The organism is Comamonas sp. B-9 (assembly GCF_000410635.1).
Lineage (GTDB): Bacteria > Pseudomonadota > Gammaproteobacteria > Burkholderiales > Burkholderiaceae_C > Comamonas.
In genome coordinates this window covers 1-18,504 of sequence record NZ_APCR01000606.1, presented here as the reverse complement: position 1 = coordinate 18,504, position 18,504 = coordinate 1, and the positions used below count along the sequence as shown (strand labels likewise).

At 60.4% G+C, this 18,504-nt stretch carries 20 protein-coding genes; 10 read left to right on the top strand and 10 right to left on the bottom strand.

Going from position 1 to position 18,504, the window contains the following annotated elements:
• On the bottom strand, positions 1-234 hold a 234-nt coding region (locus tag H928_RS0106160; RefSeq protein WP_027010611.1), incomplete at its 3' end, for a hypothetical protein.
• A 174-nt stretch (positions 235-408) separates the two neighbouring features.
• On the opposite strand from H928_RS0106160, the gene H928_RS0106155 reads away from it, so the two are divergent.
• On the top strand, positions 409-801 hold the full coding sequence (locus tag H928_RS0106155; RefSeq protein WP_021025711.1) for a DUF5329 domain-containing protein: 393 nt from the start codon (positions 409-411) through the stop codon (positions 799-801).
• Between the two features lie 33 nt (positions 802-834).
• Here the strand turns inward: H928_RS0106155 and trpC are convergent, their stop codons facing one another.
• From trpC to gph, 8 genes are all read right to left on the bottom strand, one after another.
• Complete coding sequence (trpC, locus tag H928_RS0106150) at positions 835-1,635, bottom strand: indole-3-glycerol phosphate synthase TrpC (RefSeq protein ID WP_021025710.1); 801 nt, start codon at positions 1,633-1,635, stop codon at positions 835-837.
• 26 nt (positions 1,636-1,661) lie between these two features.
• The gene (gene trpD / locus H928_RS0106145; RefSeq protein WP_021025709.1) at positions 1,662-2,693 is read right to left on the bottom strand and encodes an anthranilate phosphoribosyltransferase; all 1,032 of its coding nucleotides are present in this window, start codon (positions 2,691-2,693) and stop codon (positions 1,662-1,664) included.
• Positions 2,694-2,720: 27 nt separating this feature from the next.
• Positions 2,721-3,380, bottom strand: coding sequence for a LysE family translocator (locus H928_RS0106140; protein ID WP_021025708.1), 660 nt, complete (start codon positions 3,378-3,380; stop codon positions 2,721-2,723).
• The gene (locus tag H928_RS0106135) at positions 3,380-3,952 is read right to left on the bottom strand and encodes an aminodeoxychorismate/anthranilate synthase component II (RefSeq protein ID WP_021025707.1); all 573 of its coding nucleotides are present in this window, start codon (positions 3,950-3,952) and stop codon (positions 3,380-3,382) included. Before H928_RS0106135 ends, H928_RS0106140 begins: the two co-directional genes overlap by 1 nt.
• 2 nt (positions 3,953-3,954) lie before the next feature.
• Positions 3,955-4,284 (bottom strand): chorismate mutase, encoded by a 330-nt coding sequence (locus tag H928_RS0106130; protein WP_021025706.1) that lies wholly within the window; start codon positions 4,282-4,284, stop codon positions 3,955-3,957.
• Positions 4,281-5,780 carry an anthranilate synthase component I gene (trpE, locus tag H928_RS0106125; RefSeq protein WP_021025705.1) on the bottom strand — a complete coding sequence of 500 codons (1,500 nt, stop codon included), beginning with the start codon at positions 5,778-5,780 and terminating at the stop codon, positions 4,281-4,283. Before trpE ends, H928_RS0106130 begins: the two co-directional genes overlap by 4 nt.
• Positions 5,781-6,072: 292 nt before the next feature.
• On the bottom strand, positions 6,073-6,483 hold the full coding sequence (gene speD, locus H928_RS0106120) for an adenosylmethionine decarboxylase (protein WP_021025704.1): 411 nt from the start codon (positions 6,481-6,483) through the stop codon (positions 6,073-6,075).
• Between the two features lie 41 nt (positions 6,484-6,524).
• On the bottom strand, positions 6,525-7,235 hold the full coding sequence (gene gph / locus H928_RS0106115) for a phosphoglycolate phosphatase (RefSeq protein WP_021025703.1): 711 nt from the start codon (positions 7,233-7,235) through the stop codon (positions 6,525-6,527).
• Positions 7,236-7,551: 316 nt separating this feature from the next.
• Between gph and H928_RS0106110 the strand changes: the two genes are divergently transcribed.
• From H928_RS0106110 to H928_RS30650, 6 genes are read left to right on the top strand one after another with little or no spacing between them, the layout of a single operon-like run.
• Positions 7,552-7,998, top strand: a complete 447-nt coding sequence (locus H928_RS0106110; RefSeq protein ID WP_021025702.1) for a type IV pilin protein — start codon at positions 7,552-7,554, stop codon at positions 7,996-7,998.
• Entirely contained in the window at positions 7,986-8,597 is a 612-nt protein-coding gene (locus H928_RS26405; RefSeq protein WP_084635712.1) for a GspH/FimT family pseudopilin, read from the top strand. The genes H928_RS0106110 and H928_RS26405 overlap by 13 nt, the downstream gene beginning before the upstream one ends.
• 12 nt (positions 8,598-8,609) lie before the next feature.
• On the top strand, positions 8,610-9,026 hold the full coding sequence (locus H928_RS26400) for a prepilin-type N-terminal cleavage/methylation domain-containing protein (protein WP_021025700.1): 417 nt from the start codon (positions 8,610-8,612) through the stop codon (positions 9,024-9,026).
• Positions 9,023-10,180 (top strand): PilW family protein, encoded by a 1,158-nt coding sequence (locus H928_RS33040; RefSeq protein WP_158400484.1) that lies wholly within the window; start codon positions 9,023-9,025, stop codon positions 10,178-10,180. Before H928_RS26400 ends, H928_RS33040 begins: the two co-directional genes overlap by 4 nt.
• Entirely contained in the window at positions 10,177-10,830 is a 654-nt protein-coding gene (locus H928_RS0106090) for a hypothetical protein (RefSeq protein WP_148293067.1), read from the top strand. Before H928_RS33040 ends, H928_RS0106090 begins: the two co-directional genes overlap by 4 nt.
• Before the next feature lie 9 nt (positions 10,831-10,839).
• The gene (locus H928_RS30650; protein WP_027010609.1) at positions 10,840-14,604 is read left to right on the top strand and encodes a pilus assembly protein; all 3,765 of its coding nucleotides are present in this window, start codon (positions 10,840-10,842) and stop codon (positions 14,602-14,604) included.
• 92 nt (positions 14,605-14,696) lie between these two features.
• On the opposite strand, the gene rpe is transcribed toward H928_RS30650, so the two are convergent.
• A complete protein-coding gene (gene rpe, locus H928_RS0106080) occupies positions 14,697-15,377 on the bottom strand; it encodes a ribulose-phosphate 3-epimerase (RefSeq protein ID WP_021025696.1) in 681 nt (226 codons plus the stop codon).
• 50 nt (positions 15,378-15,427) lie between these two features.
• Here rpe and apaG point away from each other — a divergent pair, with 50 nt between their 5' ends.
• The 3 genes from apaG to thiL form a co-directional block, all read left to right on the top strand.
• On the top strand, positions 15,428-15,838 hold the full coding sequence (gene apaG / locus H928_RS0106075) for a Co2+/Mg2+ efflux protein ApaG (RefSeq protein WP_021025695.1): 411 nt from the start codon (positions 15,428-15,430) through the stop codon (positions 15,836-15,838).
• Positions 15,838-17,931 (top strand): site-specific recombinase, encoded by a 2,094-nt coding sequence (locus H928_RS0106070; protein ID WP_021025694.1) that lies wholly within the window; start codon positions 15,838-15,840, stop codon positions 17,929-17,931. Before apaG ends, H928_RS0106070 begins: the two co-directional genes overlap by 1 nt.
• 1 nt (position 17,932) lies before the next feature.
• A partial coding sequence (gene thiL / locus H928_RS0106065) for a thiamine-phosphate kinase (protein ID WP_021025693.1) occupies positions 17,933-18,504 on the top strand: 572 nt, incomplete at its 3' end.

The window sequence follows — 18,504 nt, the reverse complement described above, 5'->3', positions numbered from 1 at the left end:
GGGCAGCTGCTGGGCGTCGAGCTGCCAGCGCTGCTGCGCGCCAGGGGCCAGCTGGCCTTGCACCGTTTGCCCGATGTGCAGCAGCTGCGCAGGCGCTGGGTGCTCGGGTGCGCTGGCGCAGCCGCCCAGCACGGTCAGCCCCAGCGCTGCACTGGCAGCGAGCCCGCGCAGACGCGATGGTGGTAGGACAAAGGCGCTGGGCGCTGGGGGGACATGGCGATCATGGATACTCATGGACAAACAACGGCAAACAGGCTGGCGCCCCTTGCTGAGCATGGGGCCGCTGGCCAGGTAGGAGGGGATAGAGGCGAAGAAAAACCCATTTCTGAATTTAGAAATGGGAATTATTCGCAATTGATACTAGCACAGCGCTTGCGCTGCCAAACCCTCCACACTGCTTGACGCGCTATGCCCCAGCAACGATACCCATGGACCCAAGCCCTGGCTGCTGCCTGTTTGCTGTGCAGCCTGACAGCCAGCGCGCAGACCGGCAGCAGCGACACCAGCACCACCGAGCGCGAGATTCATGCGCTGTTCAAGGCTTTGCAGCAGTCGGGCTGTGAATTTGCCCGCAATGGCCAGTGGTACAGCGCCAGCGAAGCCAGCGCGCATTTGCAGCGCAAGTACAGCTACCTGCAAAAAAGAGCATTGGCGCCCACGGCCGAGGACTTTATTGCGCGTGCGGCCAGCCAAAGCAGCATGTCGGGCAAGCCCTATCTGGTGCGTTGCCCCGGCCAGCCTGAAACGCACAGCCAGCGCTGGTTTGAGGACCAGCTGGCCAAAACACGCGCAGCCCGGTAGCGGCCTTGCACCGCTACCGGTTGCTTTGCTGCTTTATGCGAACAGCTTGGCCAGTGCGTCGCCCGGATCATCGGCGCGCATAAAGGCCTCGCCCACCAGGAAAGCGTGGATGCCGGCATCGCGCAGGGTCTTGACATCGTCCGGGCTGGCAATGCCCGACTCGGTCACCAGCAGGCGGTCGGCAGGCACCTGCTTTTGCAGATCCAGGGTGGTCTGGATGCTGACTTCAAAGCTGCGCAGGTTGCGGTTGTTGATACCGATCAGCGGCGTCTTGAGCTTGAGCGCACGTGCCAGCTCGGCGCCGTCATGCACTTCAACCAGCACGGCCATGTCCAGGCTGCGTGCGATCTGCTCCATCTCGGCCATCTGGGCGTCGTCCAGGCAGGCGGCGATCAGCAGCACACAGTCGGCGCCCATCGCCCGCGATTCATAGATCTGGTAGGGATCGACCATGAAGTCTTTGCGCAGCACCGGCAGCAAGGTGCTGGCACGCGCCTGCTTCAGAAAATCAGGCTCGCCCTGGAAGAACTGGCGGTCCGTCAGCACCGACAGGCAGGCGGCGCTGGTCTTGCCATCGCCCACCATATAGCTCTGGGCAATGTCGGCCGGGTCAAAGTCGGCACGGATCACGCCCTTGCTGGGGCTGGCCTTTTTCACCTCGGCGATCACGGCGGCCTGGCCTTGCGCGATCTTGGCGCGCAGCGCGCCGACAAAGTCACGGGTCAGCACACGGCTTTCGGCGTCGCGGCGCATGGCCTCGAAGGGGATGCGCTTCTTGGCGTCGGCCACTTCGATAAGCTTGGCGTCGCAGATGGTTTTGAGAATATCGGACATAGTTTTCCTTGGGTAGGGTGGCCCGCTCAGGCGGCCAGTTGGCGCGTCAGCGCCACCAGGTCCTGCAGTTTTTGCAGCGCCGCACCGCTGTCAATGGCGGCGCGGGCGCGCTGCAGGCCATCTTCGATCGAACTGGCCACATTGGCCGCATAGAGTGCCGCGCCGGCGTTGAGGCAGACGATATCGCGGGCGGGGCCTTGCTCGCCTTGCAAAATACCCATCAGCATGGCCTTGGACTGCTCGGCATTGTCCACGCGGAAGGCGCGGGTGCCCACCATCTGGATACCAAAGTCTTCCGGATGGATCGCGTATTCGCGCACCACGCCGTCCTTGAGCTCACCCACCAGCGTGCTGGCACCCAGGCTGATTTCGTCGAGGCCGTCGCGGCCATAGACCACCAGCGCATGCTCGGCGCCCAGGCGCTGCAGCGCACGCACCTGGATACCGACGAGGTCCTCGTGGAAGACGCCCATCAGGATATTGGGTGCGCCGGCCGGGTTGGTGAGCGGGCCCAGGATATTGAAGATGGTGCGCACCCCCAGCTCCTTGCGCACGGGGGCCACGTTCTTCATCGCCGGGTGGTGGTTGGGCGCAAACATGAAGCCGATGCCCACCTCGGCAATGCTCTGGGCGATCTGCTCGGGGCTCAGCTGGATATTGACGCCCAGCGCTTCCATCGCATCGGCACTGCCCGATTTGCTCGAGACACTGCGCCCGCCATGCTTGCTGACCTTGCCGCCAGCCGCGGCAATCACAAACACCGAGCAGGTCGAGATGTTGAAGGTATTGGCGCCATCGCCACCGGTGCCAACGATGTCGACCAGGTGCTGGCGATCAGCGACATGGACCTTGTTGGAGAACTCGCGCATCACCTGGGCGGCGGCGCTGATCTCGCCAATGGTTTCCTTCTTGACGCGCAGGCCCGTCAGGATGGCGGCGGTCATCACCGGGGAGAGTTCGCCCTGCATGATGATGCGCATCAGGTGCAGCATCTCGTCGTGGAAGATTTCGCGGTGCTCGATGGTGCGCTGCAGCGCTTCTTGGGGAGTAATCGACATGGGGTTCTCACTGTATCTGGGGGGAGGTCAGGCACTGGGCTTGTCGCTCAGCGCCAGCTTGAGGCCAAAGCCAATGAACATGGCGCCGGCCGCGCGGTCGAGCCAGTGCAGCCGTTGGCGCAGCCAGCCCGCGCGCCGCGCCATGCCAGCGCCCATCCCCACCCAAAGCACATTGACGGGTATGGCGTTGAGGTTGAAGAGCAGCCCCAACGCGGCAAAGGCCAGGCTCTTGTGGGCATAGTCAGCGGCGATGAACTGCGGAATAAAGGCCAGAAAGAAGATCGCGACCTTGGGGTTGAGCACATTGGTCCAGAAGCCGCCCCAGAAGATGCGCGCCAGGCTGATGCCTGTCTCGGCCAATTCCGGAGCATTATCGGCAGGTGCCACCAGCTTGCTATTGTTTTTGCTGCGCAGCATCTGCCCGCCCATCCACAGCAGATAGGCCGCGCCCAGCCACTTGAGCACGCTAAAAGCGGTGGCCGAGGCAGCCAGCAGCGCGCCCACACCCAGCGCAGCGGCCGTCACATGCACCATGCAGCCGGCGGTGATGCCGGCGCTGGCCACCAGGCCGGCACGCCAGCCCTGGCGCGCCGCATGGCTGAGCATGTAGAACACGTCCGGGCCCGGGGTGAGGTTGAGCAGCCAGCCAGCAGCCATGAACATCAGCAACTGGTGCAGCTCGATCATCAGCGCTGCTCCAGAAAGTTCTTCAGCATCGCATGGCCATGCTCGGTGAGGATGCTCTCGGGGTGGAACTGCACGCCCTGGATCGGCAGGCTCTTGTGGCGCACGCCCTGGATTTCGCCATCTTCACTGGTGGCAGTCACCTCCAGGCAATCGGGGCAGCTGCTGCGCTCGATCACCAGCGAGTGGTAACGGTTGACGGTGAATTGTTCAGGCAAATCGGCAAACACGCCGGCTTGCGTGGTCGTGATCACGCTGGTCTTGCCATGCATTTGCTGCACAGCCCGCACCACCTTGCCGCCAAAGGCCGCGCCAATCGCCTGGTGGCCCAGGCACACGCCCAAAATCGGCAGCTTGCCGGCAAAGTGCTGGATCGCCGCGATGGAGATACCGGCTTCAGCCGGCGAGCAGGGCCCGGGCGAGATGACCAGCCAATCGGGCTGGTGGGCAGCGATGGCCTCGAGCGAGGTCTCGTCATTGCGCACCACGACGACCTCGACCCCCAGCTCCCCGAAGTACTGCACGATGTTGTAGGTGAAGCTGTCGTAGTTATCGACCATCAACAGTTTTTTCATCGTCACTCCCGGGGTGTGCCGCCCGCCTGCAGGCGGGCCAGTTCGCGGTGCTCGTAGGCGATATAGGCCTCCATCATCGCGCGGTAGATGGCCTCAATCACATCGGGCTGGCCGCCTTCGAGCGCCGCGCGTTCACGCACGCGGGCAACGATGGTTTCGATGCGCTCTTCGTCGCGCACCAGCTCGGGGTTGTTCTTGACCTTGGCGGCCTGGGTCATGTAGCCGCCGCGCTCCACCAGCAAAGGCACCAGGATGTCGTCGAGCGCATTCACATTGCGGCGCACATCGGCCATGGTGTTGCAGTCTTCTACTTTGTCGATAGCGCGGGTCATTCCAGTCCTTCCTCAACGAGTTCAGCGGCACGCAACAGTGCGCGCGCCTTGTGTTCAGTCTCTTTCCACTCCAGCTCGGGCACCGAGTCTGCGACCACGCCGGCCGCAGCCTGCACATAGAGCATGCCGTCCTTGATGACGCCGGTGCGGATCGCAATGGCCAGGTCCATGTCGCCGGCAAAGCTCAGGTAACCGCAGGCGCCGCCGTAAATGCCGCGCTTGACCGGTTCAAGCTGGTCGATCACCTCCATCGCATGCACCTTGGGTGCGCCCGACAGGGTGCCGGCCGGGAAGGTGGCCTTGAGCACATCCATGCTGGTAATGCCGTCTTTCAAAATGCCTTCGACATTGCTGACGATGTGCATCACATGGCTGTAGCGTTCGACCGCAAAGGCCTCGGTCACCTTGACCGAGCCAGTCTTGGCAATGCGGCCGATGTCGTTGCGCGCCAGGTCGATCAGCATCACATGCTCGGCGCGCTCCTTGGGGTCGTTCACCAGCTCCTGCTCGGTGGCCTTGTCTTTCTCTGGCGTGGCCGCGCGCGGCCGGGTGCCGGCCAGCGGGCGGATGGTGATCTTCTGCCCTTCTTCGACCTGCTCCTGGCGCACCAGAATCTCGGGGCTGGCCCCCACCACCTGGAAATCGCCAAAGTGGTAGTAGTACATATAGGGGCTGGGGTTGAGCGAGCGCAGCGCGCGGTACAGCGACAGCGGGTTCTCCGTGTAGCGCTTCTGGATGCGCTGGCCCACCTGCACCTGCATGAAGTCGCCCGCGGCAATCATCTCCTTGGCGTCGAGCACGGCCTGGAGGTAATCGGCTTTCGCAAAGCTACGCTCGGAAGGGTAGCTGTCACCGGCCTTGATCTGCGGCACGCTGACCGAGTAGCGCAGCTGCTCCTTGAGCTGGCGCACGCGCTTCTTGGCCTTTGAATAGGCCTCGGCCTCGGCCGGGTTGGCGTAGACGATCAGGTAGAGCTTGCCCGAGAGGTTGTCGATGACGGCGACTTCTTCGCACTGCAGCAGCAGGATGTCGGGCGTGCCCAGGCTGTCGGGCGGGCAGCTGTTCTCGAGCTTTTTCTCGATGTAGCGCACCGCGTCATAGCCAAAATAGCCGGCCAGACCGCCGCAAAAGCGCGGCAGGCCGGGCGACAGCGCGACCTTGAAGCGCTTTTGGTAATCGGCAATGAAATCCAGCGGATTGCCCGCATGGGTCTCGACCACCTGGCCATCGGTGACGACCTCGGTGCGGGCCTCGGCGCCAAAGCCGCTGGCGCGCAGCAGGCTGCGGGCGGGCAGACCAATAAAACTGTAACGGCCAAAACGCTCGCCGCCGACGACGGATTCGAGCAAAAAGCTGTGCTTGCCATCGTCATGCGTGTGGCATAGCTTGAGGTACAGGGACAGAGGGGTTTCCAGATCCGCAAACGCTTCTGCGACGAGAGGAATGCGGTTGTAGCCTTGGTTGGCCAGACTTTTGAATTCGAGTTCGGTGATCACGAAGAACCATCCCCAGCTTGAGCAGCGCACGCTGGATGTGTGCGTATCGTGCGCTGCAGTTCATCTTTGGTGGACTGGTCTTGCAACCAGCCCTCGGGCGCACGCTGGGGCGTGTTACCCAGCGGCAGTCAAACAGTCATAGATACAGGCTTACGCCAGGGCCAAGCTCCCCGGTCGGAACGACCTGTAATGACTGCGTGATGGATGAACATGGCGCCTAGTGTAGCAAACGAATCTGCAAACGACGGTGTAAAAACCAGAAAACCGGGGATTAACCAGAAAACGGGGGATTTCAGCGCGGCAAGCCGGCAGTTGCCCCCCCGCTGGCCTGCAGACTGCCCCGCTGCAGCCGCTGGTGCTGGCAGCGCATAGGCTGCAAGGCGCCCACCAAGCGATCGACGACCTGCTGCGCCTTGGCCGAGTTGTCGCCCGAGAAATTGCAGACATAGACATCGAGCGTGACATGGCCCAGCTCCGGCCAGGTGTGGATCGCCACATGCGACTCGGCCAGCAGCACCACGCCAGTGACGCCGCCGGGCTGGCCGTTGTGGCTGGGAAACGGCACCCAGCTGTCATGCATGCGCGTCAGCCCCGCATCGGCCACCGCCTGGTTGCACAGCGCAGCGAGCGCCTGCGCATCGACCAGCCAGGCCGCAGGGCACTGGCAGTCATACAGGTCGGCGGTCAGATGCAGTCCGTCCACGTCTTGCTCTTCTCAGTACCGGTCTGGGCGGCGGGGCCGCCTTAGGCCTGCAGCTCGCTGAGCGCATCGACATAGCCGGTCGCCGCCACCTGGCGGATCGGCTGGCCATGGTTGTAGCCATAGCTCACCAGCACCACCGGGCAGCCCGCGTTGTGCGCCGCCTCGGCATCGTTGCTGCTGTCGCCCACCATCAAGGTCTGGGCCGGCTTGCTGCCCAGCGCCTCGCAGGTCTTGAGCAGCGGCAGCGGATCGGGCTTCTTGCGCTCAAAGGAATCGCCGCCAAACACATGGTCAAAATAGTCGCGCAGGCCCTTGGCGCGCAGCAGCGGCTCGGCAAAGGACAGCGGCTTGTTGGTCAGGCAGGCCATCTTCAACCCCTTGGCGCGCCATTGCGCCAGCCCCTTCTCCACCCCGTCATACACGCGGGAGAAGCGGCCATTGATGGCCAGGTAGTGGTGCTGGTAGCGCTCCCAGGCCTGGGCATAGCGGTTGTCGATCTCGGTGGCCGGCACCCGCTGGCCGATCGGTTGGTGCACCTGGGCCAGCACATGGGTCAGCACCGCCCGCAGCAAGTGCTCCGAGCCCTTGCCTACCATGGGCTCGATGGTCCGCACATCAATCGCCGGCAGCTGCAGATCGGCCAGCATGCGGTTGAGCGCCTCGGCAAAGTCCCCCATGGTGTCGACCATGGTGCCGTCGAGGTCGACGATGACGGCTTCGCAGCGCTGCAGGGTTTTGTTCACATCAGTCATTACAGATTCATTCAACGTTGAGCAGGCTCTTGTCCTCTGGCTTGCGTTGGGCCCACCAAACCTCGCACATAGCGGACTCCAAACTTACCACTTATCTGCCCAAATCATCCGCTCGCCAGAATACACCCCTTAAGCGAGCCTCGCTCCCTAGAATTGCTTCCAAAGCTATATACCTAATGGAAGGCTCCTAGGGCTCACCCAAGGACAGCTTGGTTCTCAGTCAAGCAGCGGATCCGCATTCGGTTCGCCCCCTGACCGAACACCCGTTAAAACAGGTTATTCCAGCGACACGCAATAAGTAATAGACAAGGCTTTCATGCACCTGCCCCAACGAAATCGCGGCTTTACGCTTATCGAGTTGATGATTGTGGTGGCAATCATCGGAATTCTGGCCGCCATTGCCTACCCCAGCTACAGAGACTACGTATTACGCAGCAAGATTGCGGAAGCGGTGGCAGCCATGGAAACCATGCGCACCGACATGGAGCGCTTCTACCAAGACCGCCGTACTTATGACGGCGACGCCGCGCCCTGTGCTGGCACGCGCTCTGTCGATGCTTTCGATATCACTTGCACGGGCACCAGAGACAGCAATGAATTCACCATTGCTGCCAGTGGCAAAAACATAGCGAACGGCTTCACCTACACCATCAACCAGCTCAATGAGCGCAAAACAACGGCTGTCCCCGACAACTCAGGCTATAACACCTGCTCGGCAGCAAACGGCTGGATGATCCGCAAGGGGCAGGCATGTCCCAGCTAACTGTTCAGCAACGTCGCTCACACCAGGGCTTTACCTTAGTCGAGTTGTTGGTGACGATGTCCGTGCTCGCCGTGATGTCTGCGATTGCACTACCGTCCTTTCAGCAATTCATGGCTGAAAATCGCGCTCAAGGCAAGGCGGTGGAGCTGGCCGCTGCTCTGAAAACCGCACAAACGGAAGCGCTGCGGCGCAATCGGGAAGTCGTTTTTACGCTGACATCCAGCGTCGATCCCTCCAGCACTCTCGTGGGCAACACCGCAGGCAAGAGCTGGGCCAGCGTGACTTTGCCCTTGGCAAGCAGCTCCGACGCCTCCACCCCGACCGTCATCAATGTCGGTGGATTCACAGAAAACGCAGCAGATGTTGCCCTCAAAGCAAGCTCCGCCAGCATTTGCTTTTTGCCAGATGGAACCATCAAGGCGAATACTGCTACAGGGATTACCACGGGCAACTGCACCGTCAATACCAGCACGGGTGCCAATGTCCGCGTCTATGCATCCAAGGGCGATAAAGTCTGGCAAGTCATCGTGTCACCCATGGGCCGTGTGTCTACTTGCTTAGGCATAGAAGACGGCAGCGGCACCTTCACCTGCTCTTAAAGACAGCGCACCATGAATCCAAATAATATGCCCTCCGAACGAGGCTTCGCACTGATCGAAGTGCTCGTATCTCTTGTAATTTTCTCATTGGGTGTGGTGGGCCTGATGGGTATGCAAACACGGGCTCTGCAAGCGAGCACGGACGCCCAGGATCGCAGCATGGCTGCCATGCTCGCCAATAGTGTTACCAGTGAAATGTGGGCCATCAAAAGTACATCGCTGGGCAACTCTGCCGTAGAGGCATGGAAAGAACAAGTGAGTGGTGCCCTACCGAGAGGAAAGGGCGAGATTACCGAAAACATCAGCGGTACCGATGCCACGATTTCAGTGAAATGGCTCTCCAATACCCGCAAGGCGAAAAACACATCGGACTCCACCGATGGAGAAGATATGAACCAGTTCATTACCAAGGTGGTGATTCCGAAATGAACCGCTCACAACGCATGTCCCAGCGAGGGATGACGCTGATTGAATTGATGGTGGCACTGACCGTCGGGCTTTTTCTAAGCCTTGCAGTGACATCCATCATCGTTGTCACGCTGCGCCAACAAAAGGTCACCGCTGCCGTGAACGAACGCGACCAAGGCTCCAACTTGGCTATCATCCAGCTGGACAAGGTCATACGCAGCGCGGGATCGGGATTTTCCAATGCCTGGGGCTTGGGGTTTTTCGGCTGTGGACTACGAGTCACCAAATCATCCACCGCGTTGGTGCCATCCACTCCGGCGGCCCCTTTCAACAATGTCGTCAATCTGAAAGCCCCGGTGGTTGCACCCTTGATCATTGAAAAAGGGGTTGGAGGAAATGACTCCGATGTGCTTTTCGTGATGGGCGGCAACGGGGCTATGGCCGACGTGCCGCGCTTTGTCACCAATTTGACCAGCACCAGCCTGAGCTTCGACACCGCCATTGGTTACAAAACCAATGACCTGTTGCTGGTGGCAGCCGATGGTTTGCATGACTGCTATGTCTCCCAGATCAGTGCCACGACATCTGCCGGCTCCACCACGCCGCCCCCCGTCATTGATACGGTGACATTGGGCGGCGCCTACTACACCGCCGGGCAAGCAGGTGCCACCAGCACGCTGGCCCAGATTGTGAGCTCCAACGGTGCTTATGCCACCGCAATTGGAAACACTACGGCCGCCTATCCATCCATGATGCTGCTGGGCACAGGAACCGATGGGTCACTGTACGAATACGACCTGATGCGCACGCGCGCTACCGCCCCGCAGCCCATTGGCGAAGACGTCTCCCATCTCTTTGCGCTATATGGTGTCGATACAGATTCGGATGGAAAAGTCGACAGCTGGGTGGACCCTGGCAGCGACGAATGGAAGGCATCTGTCGTCATGGCCTCCAAGCAAAAAATTCGCGAGATTCTTGCCATCCGGCTTGCAGTGGTGACCTTTACCCGAGGCGTCAAGCAATCCAACATCAGCCCCGAAAAGCTCTACGCCTTTGCCAGTCTGGGGGACTCTTTAAAAAGAGAAGTCACATTGACTGACGCACAACGCATGCTGCGATACCGGGTGACCGAGAGCGTCATTCCGCTGCGCAACAACTTGCTGATTAGCCCATGAAAATCAAACCTGCTCCCCTGCATCTGCGTCCGAGCGGTCTGCGTATGCGCAGCCCCGCTTCCGAGCGTGGCTTCTCGCTATTTTTCACGCTGATAGCGTTGGCTGTTCTGCTCGTCGCCACGGCCTCCATCATGCGCTCCAGTGGGCTCAACCTTTTCTCCACCGGCAACATCTCTTTTCAACAAGACATGGTCTCCAGAGCGGAACAAGTCAATGTCCGCATGTATGAGCTCTTCCGCCCAGGAGGCGCCCTCGCCACCAATAGCAGTCTCGCAGCCAGCAGCACGGCTAACAATTACAGCGCACTTGCGCTATCCACGAATGGCCAAGGCATTCCATTGGCCTTGATCAATGACACCACCTTTGAGAGTGCGGGCGTCGCGAGCAATGACATCAATGACACCGACAGCAATACAAAAATACGCTATGTCGTTGAACGCCTGTGCGACCAAGCAGGGGACGCCGCCACTTTAGGCGTGAAGCATTGTGTCAAAAGCCCTGACAGCAAGCCCATCCTAGGAGGCAGCAGTACCCAGGCGGGTATGGCCATCCCTCCCAGCTTTGCGCCTATTTATCGGGTCAGTATTCGCGTACAAGGTCCTAGAGGCTCGGAGACCTATATCCAGAATACTTTCCTGAAGCCCAATTGAGAGGTATCTATGGCAAAAACCAAAATTCAATTAATTCGGCTGATGGGCATGCTCGCCATCGCTGCGGGCACGACTACCAGCAGCCAAGCAGTTGCACTGGCGGATGCCCCGCTCTTCTCGACGATGAATGTCCCTGGCAACCTGGCCTTGGCGTTGTCTGTCGAGTACCCCACAGCGATCAGTGTTGCCAATTTGGGTGACTATGTGCATGCCAACACCTATTTGGGTTACTTCGATCCGGAGAAGTGCTACGACTACACGTTTGTTAAAACCGACCCCGATTCAAGCTATTTTCAACCTGCAGGCAAAGCCAATAGCCATACCTGCTCCAGCAAATGGAGTGGCAACTTCATGAACTGGGTGAGCATGCAGACGATTGACCCGTTTCGCTGGGCACTCACAGGGGGCTACCGAGCTACCGACACCTCCTCCCTGACCATTCTGCAGAAGGCCTGGGGTTCGTCACAAGGGTCGGCCGCAGGAAATTACCCCTACCGCGGAACGGACCTTGCAACTGGCAATAAATTAAGTACATCCGACGTCACCAAAGTAACCCCCGTTGGAGGCACCAGATTCAACACCCGCATTTGGGCAAAAGGCATTGATATGGTTTTCTCCACTGCCAGTGGAACCAATTATCAAAGCAGTTCGCCAAGCAATTTAAAACATTATGGTGACGGCACGACCAGCAGCAGCGCCACTTATTACGTAAAAATCCGTGTCAAGGTCTGCGACAACACGACAGCCAGTGGCGGCCTGGAAAGCAACTGTGTCAGATACGGCAGCAGCTACAAGCCAGAAGGGCTGATGCAAAAATACTCGGACAAAATCCGCTACAGCGCCTTTGGCTATCTGAACCAAGGTGGCGGGAGTCGCCAAGGTGGCGTTCTACGCGCAAAGATGGGCTTCATTGGCCCTACCAAACCGGTGGCAATGTCTACGACGCCAGAAAACAATACCACGAAGGAGTGGAACGGATCTACCGGCATCATGGAGGCCAACCCAGACTCGGCATTGGCAACGGCTAGTGGCGTCAGCAATAGCGGCGTCATGAACTACCTGAACCAGTTCGGCAATTACTCCAAGGGCTATATGTCCTATGACAACGTCAGTGAAATGTACTACGCAGCTGTACGTTATTACCAGAACAAAGGCAATGTGCCGGAATGGACCAGCGGCGCCACACTTTCGCAAAAGGACAACTTCCCCGCAGACACCAACTGGACGGATCCTATTATCTACTCTTGCCAAAAGAACTTTATTCTTGGCATTGGCGACAGCAACACCCATTATGACGTGGCAACCCCGCAAAACAATGGTATCCCAAATTCCATAGCACGTACCGTGCCCGCCCTCGTTGCAGCAGATAGCTTCAACAAATCCTGGGATTGGACTGGTCTGGTCGAAGATGCTGAGGGCGGCGATGTGAAGACTCGCAATAGACGTTGGGGCTCCAGCCCAGGTTCAGAATTCATCGCGGGTCTGGCTTATGGCAACCACGTTAACGATATCAGAACCGACACCTCAATGCCCGGCAAACAAACCATCGAAACCTATTGGATGGATGTGATGGAGGGCCAGTACGCTCAGGATAGAAACCCCTATTGGCTGGCCGCTAAATACGGCGGATTCAAGGTGCCGGAGGGGTTTGACACAACTGCTACACCTAACTTGACAGAGTCAAGCTGGTCCTCTGGTGAGTCCATTACCATGTATCCAAGTGGCAACTTCAGTAGCTCCTACAAGAGGACCCGTTTGCGGCCAAAAAATTACTTCCTGGCAGGTAATGCAGGCCAAATGGTGCAGGGCTTGACCGATGCATTCAACAGCATTGCAGCTTCGGTGAATGCCTACACCACGGCAGTCACACCCACGTCTAATGTGATTTCGGCCTCAGGCACCACCTCATACTCTGCCAGCTATGGCAGCGAGTACTGGACGGGTACCGTGAAGGCGGCTACCTTGGCCTTCACCAGTTCTGGTTCATCCCTGACCGACCTCTGGTCGACTGACACCAGCCTGCAGACGCAATTTGCCGGAACGGGTTGGAACACCGGACGCGTCGTGATCACCTGGGACAAGAACCATGTCACCAGTCCGCGCGGCGTTCCCTTTAGAACCGCGAGCTTGTCCAGCACGCTCAAGTCAGCCTTGGATACCAGCTATGTCACGGGCGATGACTCCGGCAACTACCTGAATTACCTGCGTGGCGACAAGAGCAACGAAGTGGGCACCTCAGGCGGAACGAATGCCTACCGCATGCGGATGAGTCCGCTGGGGGATATTGTCAACTCCAAGATCGTGCTGTCCACGGCACCCAAGATGCCGTATACCGAGGCCTATAACGTCGGATACGCCGCATACAAGACTGCACAGGCTTCCCGCACACCGTTGGTGCTGTTCGGCGCTAATGATGGCATGCTCCACGCGCTGAACGGGAGCACGACCGGCGCCAACGCAGGCAAAGAAGTGTTTGCCTATATTCCCGGACAGACTTTCTACGGTCCTGATGGCACGACGTCCACACAAGCAAACAGCGATGGCCTGGCGGCCATTGGCAACCCTGCCTATGCGCATCGCTACTATGTCGATGCCACGCCCCAAGTATTTGACCTGGACTTCAAGGGCACCGACGGCTCAACCTTGTCCGATAACACCTGGAAAACGATTGTGGTCGGAGGCCTAGGCAAGGGTGGAAAAGGCTTTTACGCCATCGATATCACCAGCCCATCGGACATGAGCACCGAGACGGGCGCTGCCGGCAAAGTACTGTGGGAGATCAGCAATACCACCACAGGTTTCTCCCATCTGGGTTACAGCTATGGCGCGCCCATCATGGTCAAGACTGCCAAATACGGCTGGACGCTCATCCTGACCTCGGGCTACAACAACGATGACAACCAGGGCTATCTGTTCCTCGTCAACCCTGCCACTGGCGCATTGCTGGAAACCATCAGCACGGGCGTGGCCGCACCTGGCTTGGCTCAAGCCTCTGCCTTTATCAATGACTACACCAATGGCCGAGCAGATGCGGTCTATGTGGGTGATTTGAATGGCAAGCTCTGGCGTTTTGACCTGAGCAAGACCACTGGGGCATATGACACTCCTATCGTCCTGTTCCAAACAGAATCGCCAGATACCGGCGCCCAGCCCATTACGGTGGCGCCTATTCCTGAAATTCATCCCAATACACGCGCTCGCACCATCTTGTTTGGTACCGGAAAATTGCTGGATGGCCAGGACATTGCCCTGAGCCAACGCCAGAGCTTCTATGCGGTTCTGGATGGCGACAACACCGCATTTGCGCCTGCGCCCACCAGTGCTTTGACACGCGCCGAACTGACGCAGGTAGCGTCGCTGACTACCGCAGTGACACTCCCTACCGATTCTCGCGGTTGGTACTATGACTTGGGTCTGACCAACAATATTGCGTGGCGTATTGTCGTGACCCCCACCGCTGCGGATGGTGTGGCGCTGTTTACCGCTACGCTGACAAGCGGCGATGCCTGCAGTCCGGCGGGACAGGGCCGAGCCTACGCCGTAGACTATGCACGTGGTTTCTCGGTGTTGAAGAACCCCGATAACTCCGGCGGCATTGTGGAATTTGTAGCGCTGAACAGCTCACCCACGGACAACGTGCTGTTCAAGGTGGATGGCGTGTTGCGCGGCTTGATCGGGGATGCAACCGGCCAGACCACCGAGCTGAAGCTCAATACACCGGGTGCGCTGGGCGTGCGCTTGATCAACTGGCGCGAAATCAAGGCAGTCAACTAGCCGCTTGGCACGGACTGTGCCGTAAATACCAGAAAGGCTCCAGCAATCCATTGCCGGAGCCTTTTTTATCGCCCATCCTCAGGGCAAAACCATCACCCCAACGCCCCCCGCATCTGCTCAATCACCCCCTTGTAATCAGGCTTGCCAAAAATCGCACTGCCCGCCACAAAGGTGTCCGCCCCCGCATCCGCCACGCGGCGGATATTGGTTTCCTTGATGCCGCCGTCGACTTCCAGGCGGATGTCCTTGCCGCTGGCGTCGATGCGCTTGCGCGTTGCTTCGATCTTGCGCAGGGTCGAGTCGATGAAGCTCTGGCCGCCAAAGCCGGGGTTGACGCTCATCAGCAAGACCAGGTCGATGTCCTCGATCACCCAGTCCAGCACGTCCAGTGGCATCGCCGGGTTGAACACCAGGCCAGCCTTGCAGCCCTGCGCCTTGATGGCCTGGATGCTGCGGTGTACATGGGCCGAAGCATCGGGGTGGAAGCTGATATAGTCGGCGCCTGCCTGGGCAAAGGCGGCGGCCAGCTCGTCCACCGGCTGCACCATCAGGTGCACATCGATAGGTGCCGGCGTACCGTCAGGCTTGATCGCATGGGGCTTCAGGGCCGCGCAAATCATCGGCCCGAAGGTCAGATTGGGCACGTAATGGTTGTCCATCACGTCAAAATGTATCCAGTCCGCGCCAGCGGCCAGTACGTTGCGCACTTCCTCGCCCAGGCGGGCAAAGTCTGCAGACAGGATTGAGGGGGCAATTCGGTAGGTGGAGCTCATCCCTCTATTGTCGCAGTTAGTATTTCTACCTGACTTCAATCCAGTTTCACATGCCAAAGTTCCAGTTTGAGGTGTCGGTGACACCACAGTACCTGCCTGAGCAGTCCCTGCCCGAGGCCGGCGTATTCCACTTTGTCTATAGCATCATCATTCGTAACAGTGGTGAGGTTCCCGCGCAGCTGATCGCGCGGCACTGGATCATCAAGGACGCCACCGGCTTGGTCCAGGAGGTCAAAGGCCTGGGGGTGGTGGGCCACCAACCGCTGCTCGCTCCCGGCGAATCCTTTGAGTACCAGAGCCAGTGCCGCCTGGCCACCCCGCAAGGCAGCATGGAAGGCAGCTACCTGTGCATCAGCGATGAGGCCCAGACCTTTGACTGCCCGATCCCCCGCTTCACGCTCGACGCCACACAGTACCCCGCCCAAGACGACGACCTGGCGCAAGGACGAGTGCTGCATTGATGTTCAGCAAGAAGAAACCAGATCCGCTGGCGCAGCTGCTCGCAGCGCTCGACCCTGATGCCCCGCTGGCCGAGCGCAACCTCTGGATCATCGAGATCGCCGCCTGGATTCGCGGCCAGCAAAACTCGGTCGACGCGGCCGTGGCCCGCGTGAGCCAGTTGCTGGACGCCATCGATGGCGATGCCGCGCTGCGGGACAAAGTGCAGCGCTGGTGGGCCGTGCAACTGCAGACGGTGGACCTGACGGCGCTGCTGGCCGATTTTGGCTTTGCGCCCCGCACCGCCTTCTTCAATGAGCTGGCCGAGCGCCTACGCTGGAAGCTGCTGCCCTCCACGCCCGAGACGATCGACGCCACCGTGCTGTTCTCGATGGTCCTGCACACGCCTTTCGATGCCCAGTGGCTCAAGGTCATGGACAAGCCCTTGCTCGAGCGCATCGCCCAGCTGCTGTCGCCCGGCTTTGTGTCGCTGGAGGTGATGGTCGTCCCCACGCAGATTGCGCAAAGCGATGTCGATGCCGGCAGCATTGCCGGGCTGGAGCACTACGGCAACCGCCTCTCGCCCTGGCAGCACCTGGTGCTCAATGCCCTCACCTATTGCGCCGGCCAGATTCTGGCGGCCGGCTTTGCGCCGGAGCTGCGCCTGCGCATGAGCGGCAGCGCCAAGAACACCCAGCCCTTCTACAGCCTGATCAGCGGCGTCGAAGAGCTGCGCCGCGCGATGCTGCACCCCAGCCCCAAGGCCGCCGATGTGCTGGAGGCCGAAGAGAACGTGCGCCGCAGCCTGGACGAATGCCGCACCGCCGTGGCCTCGATCTACGAACACTTTGAAGATAATGGCGTCTCGGTCGGCGTGGTGTTCCGGCTGCGCCAGCTGCGCATGCGCATCTTGCGCGTGCGCGAGCTGCTCGACTGCCTGCTGTCGGCCAACCCCAAGGTCATCACCGCCAAGCTGCTGGCCCACCTGGTGGCCGTGGGCCTGGAGCGCCAGAGCATCCGCGCGCTGATCTCGTCCAATTCGTCGCTGCTGGCCTCCAAGGTGGCCGAGCGCAGCGCCGAGACCGGTGAGCACTACATCACCCGCGACAAGCGCGAGTACGCGCAGATGGCGCGCAAGGCCGCGGGCGGCGGCCTGGTGATGGCCTTCACCACCTTGATCAAGTTCGCACTGCATGCGGTGGCCATCTCCGCGTTCTGGGGCGGCTTCATCGCCGGCTTCAACTATGCGATCAGCTTTGTGCTGATCCAGCTGCTGCACTTCACCGTCGCCACTAAGCAACCGGCGATGACGGCACCGGCGATGGCCGCCAAGCTCAAGGAGTCGGGCGATACCGAGGCCGGCATTGCGTCCTTTGTCGACGAGGTCAGCTACCTGGTGCGCTCCCAGGTGGCTGCCGTGCTGGGCAATGTGTTCACCGTCTTCCCGATGGTGCTGCTGCTCACCTGGGGCTGGGCGCGTGCCACCGGCTCGCCCTTTATCGACCAGCACGAGGCCGAGCAGACGCTGAAGTCATTGACCCTGCTGGGCCCCTCGGTGTTCTATGCCGCGTTTACCGGCGTGCTGCTGTTCTCCTCCAGCATCATCGCCGGCTGGACCGAGAACTGGTTCGTGCTGCACCACATGGATTCGGCCATCCGCTACAACCCGCGCATCACCGGCTTTTTGGGCAAGGCGCGCGCTGCGCGCTGGGCGGGCTTCATGCGCCGCCATATCTCCGGCTTTGCGTCCAACATCTCGCTGGGCTTCATGCTGGGGCTGATTCCGGTGGTGGCACAGTTCTTTGGCCTGCCCATCGATATCCGCCACGTGACCCTCGCTGCCGGTCAGATCGCCGCAGCCGCGACCAGCATGGGCTTTGAGGTGCTGCACTTCCACGGCTTCTGGCTCTGCGTGGCGGCCCTGCCCTTGCTGGGTGGCTTCAACATTCTGGTGAGCTTCTACCTGGCGTTCCGCCTGGCCCTGCGCGCGCAAAACGTCAGCAATGTCGAGCGCTCGCACATCTACAAGGCGCTGCTCAAGCGGGTGCTGACGCGGCCGCTGAGTTTTTTGCTGCCGCTGCGTTTGAGCCGCAACGCCAGCCCGGGAGGGCGCTGAGATGGCACAGGGCGAGTTCGAACTGATTGCGCAGTACTTCCAACGGCCGGTGCAGCGGGCCGTGCTCGGCGTCGGTGACGACTGCGCCTTGCTCGCGCCCAAGCCTGGCATGCAGCTGGCCATCTCCAGCGACATGCTGGTGCAGGCCCGCCACTTCTTTGCCGATGTGGACCCGCGCACGCTGGGCCACAAGGCGCTGGCCGTCAACCTCAGTGACCTGGCTGCCACGGGCGCGCAGCCGCTGGCCTTTACGCTGGCGCTGGCCCTGCCCGCTGTCGATGGGCCTTGGCTGCAAGGCTTCTCGGAGGGCATGTTTGCCTTGGCCGATGCCCATGGTTGCGAGCTGGTGGGTGGTGACACCACCCAGGGCCCGCTGAACATCTGCATCACCGTGTTTGGCGAGGTGCCGGCCGGCCAGGCGCTGCTGCGCAGCGGCGCCCAGCCCGGCGATGACATCTATGTCAGCGGCCAGCTGGGCGATGCCCGCTTGGCGCTGGAGGCCTTGCTTGGCCAGGTGCAGCTCCCCGCCGCTGCGCTGGCCGCAGCCCGCCAGCGGCTCGAAAGCCCCAGCCC

Coding starts and splice junctions, on each gene's coding strand:
- H928_RS0106130 (WP_021025706.1), bottom strand. CDS start 4,284: ATGACCCGCGCTATCGACAAAGTAGAAGACTGCAACACCATGGCCGAT.
- H928_RS30650 (WP_027010609.1), top strand. CDS start 10,840: ATGGCAAAAACCAAAATTCAATTAATTCGGCTGATGGGCATGCTCGCC.
- trpC (WP_021025710.1), bottom strand. CDS start 1,635: ATGTCCGATATTCTCAAAACCATCTGCGACGCCAAGCTTATCGAAGTG.
- H928_RS26405 (WP_084635712.1), top strand. CDS start 7,986: ATGTCCCAGCTAACTGTTCAGCAACGTCGCTCACACCAGGGCTTTACC.
- H928_RS0106155 (WP_021025711.1), top strand. CDS start 409: ATGCCCCAGCAACGATACCCATGGACCCAAGCCCTGGCTGCTGCCTGT.
- H928_RS0106135 (WP_021025707.1), bottom strand. CDS start 3,952: ATGAAAAAACTGTTGATGGTCGATAACTACGACAGCTTCACCTACAAC.
- H928_RS0106140 (WP_021025708.1), bottom strand. CDS start 3,380: ATGATCGAGCTGCACCAGTTGCTGATGTTCATGGCTGCTGGCTGGCTG.
- rpe (WP_021025696.1), bottom strand. CDS start 15,377: ATGAGCTCCACCTACCGAATTGCCCCCTCAATCCTGTCTGCAGACTTT.
- H928_RS0106070 (WP_021025694.1), top strand. CDS start 15,838: ATGTTCAGCAAGAAGAAACCAGATCCGCTGGCGCAGCTGCTCGCAGCG.
- H928_RS0106110 (WP_021025702.1), top strand. CDS start 7,552: ATGCACCTGCCCCAACGAAATCGCGGCTTTACGCTTATCGAGTTGATG.
- H928_RS0106090 (WP_148293067.1), top strand. CDS start 10,177: ATGAAAATCAAACCTGCTCCCCTGCATCTGCGTCCGAGCGGTCTGCGT.
- trpD (WP_021025709.1), bottom strand. CDS start 2,693: ATGTCGATTACTCCCCAAGAAGCGCTGCAGCGCACCATCGAGCACCGC.
- H928_RS26400 (WP_021025700.1), top strand. CDS start 8,610: ATGAATCCAAATAATATGCCCTCCGAACGAGGCTTCGCACTGATCGAA.
- H928_RS33040 (WP_158400484.1), top strand. CDS start 9,023: ATGAACCGCTCACAACGCATGTCCCAGCGAGGGATGACGCTGATTGAA.
- gph (WP_021025703.1), bottom strand. CDS start 7,235: ATGACTGATGTGAACAAAACCCTGCAGCGCTGCGAAGCCGTCATCGTC.
- apaG (WP_021025695.1), top strand. CDS start 15,428: ATGCCAAAGTTCCAGTTTGAGGTGTCGGTGACACCACAGTACCTGCCT.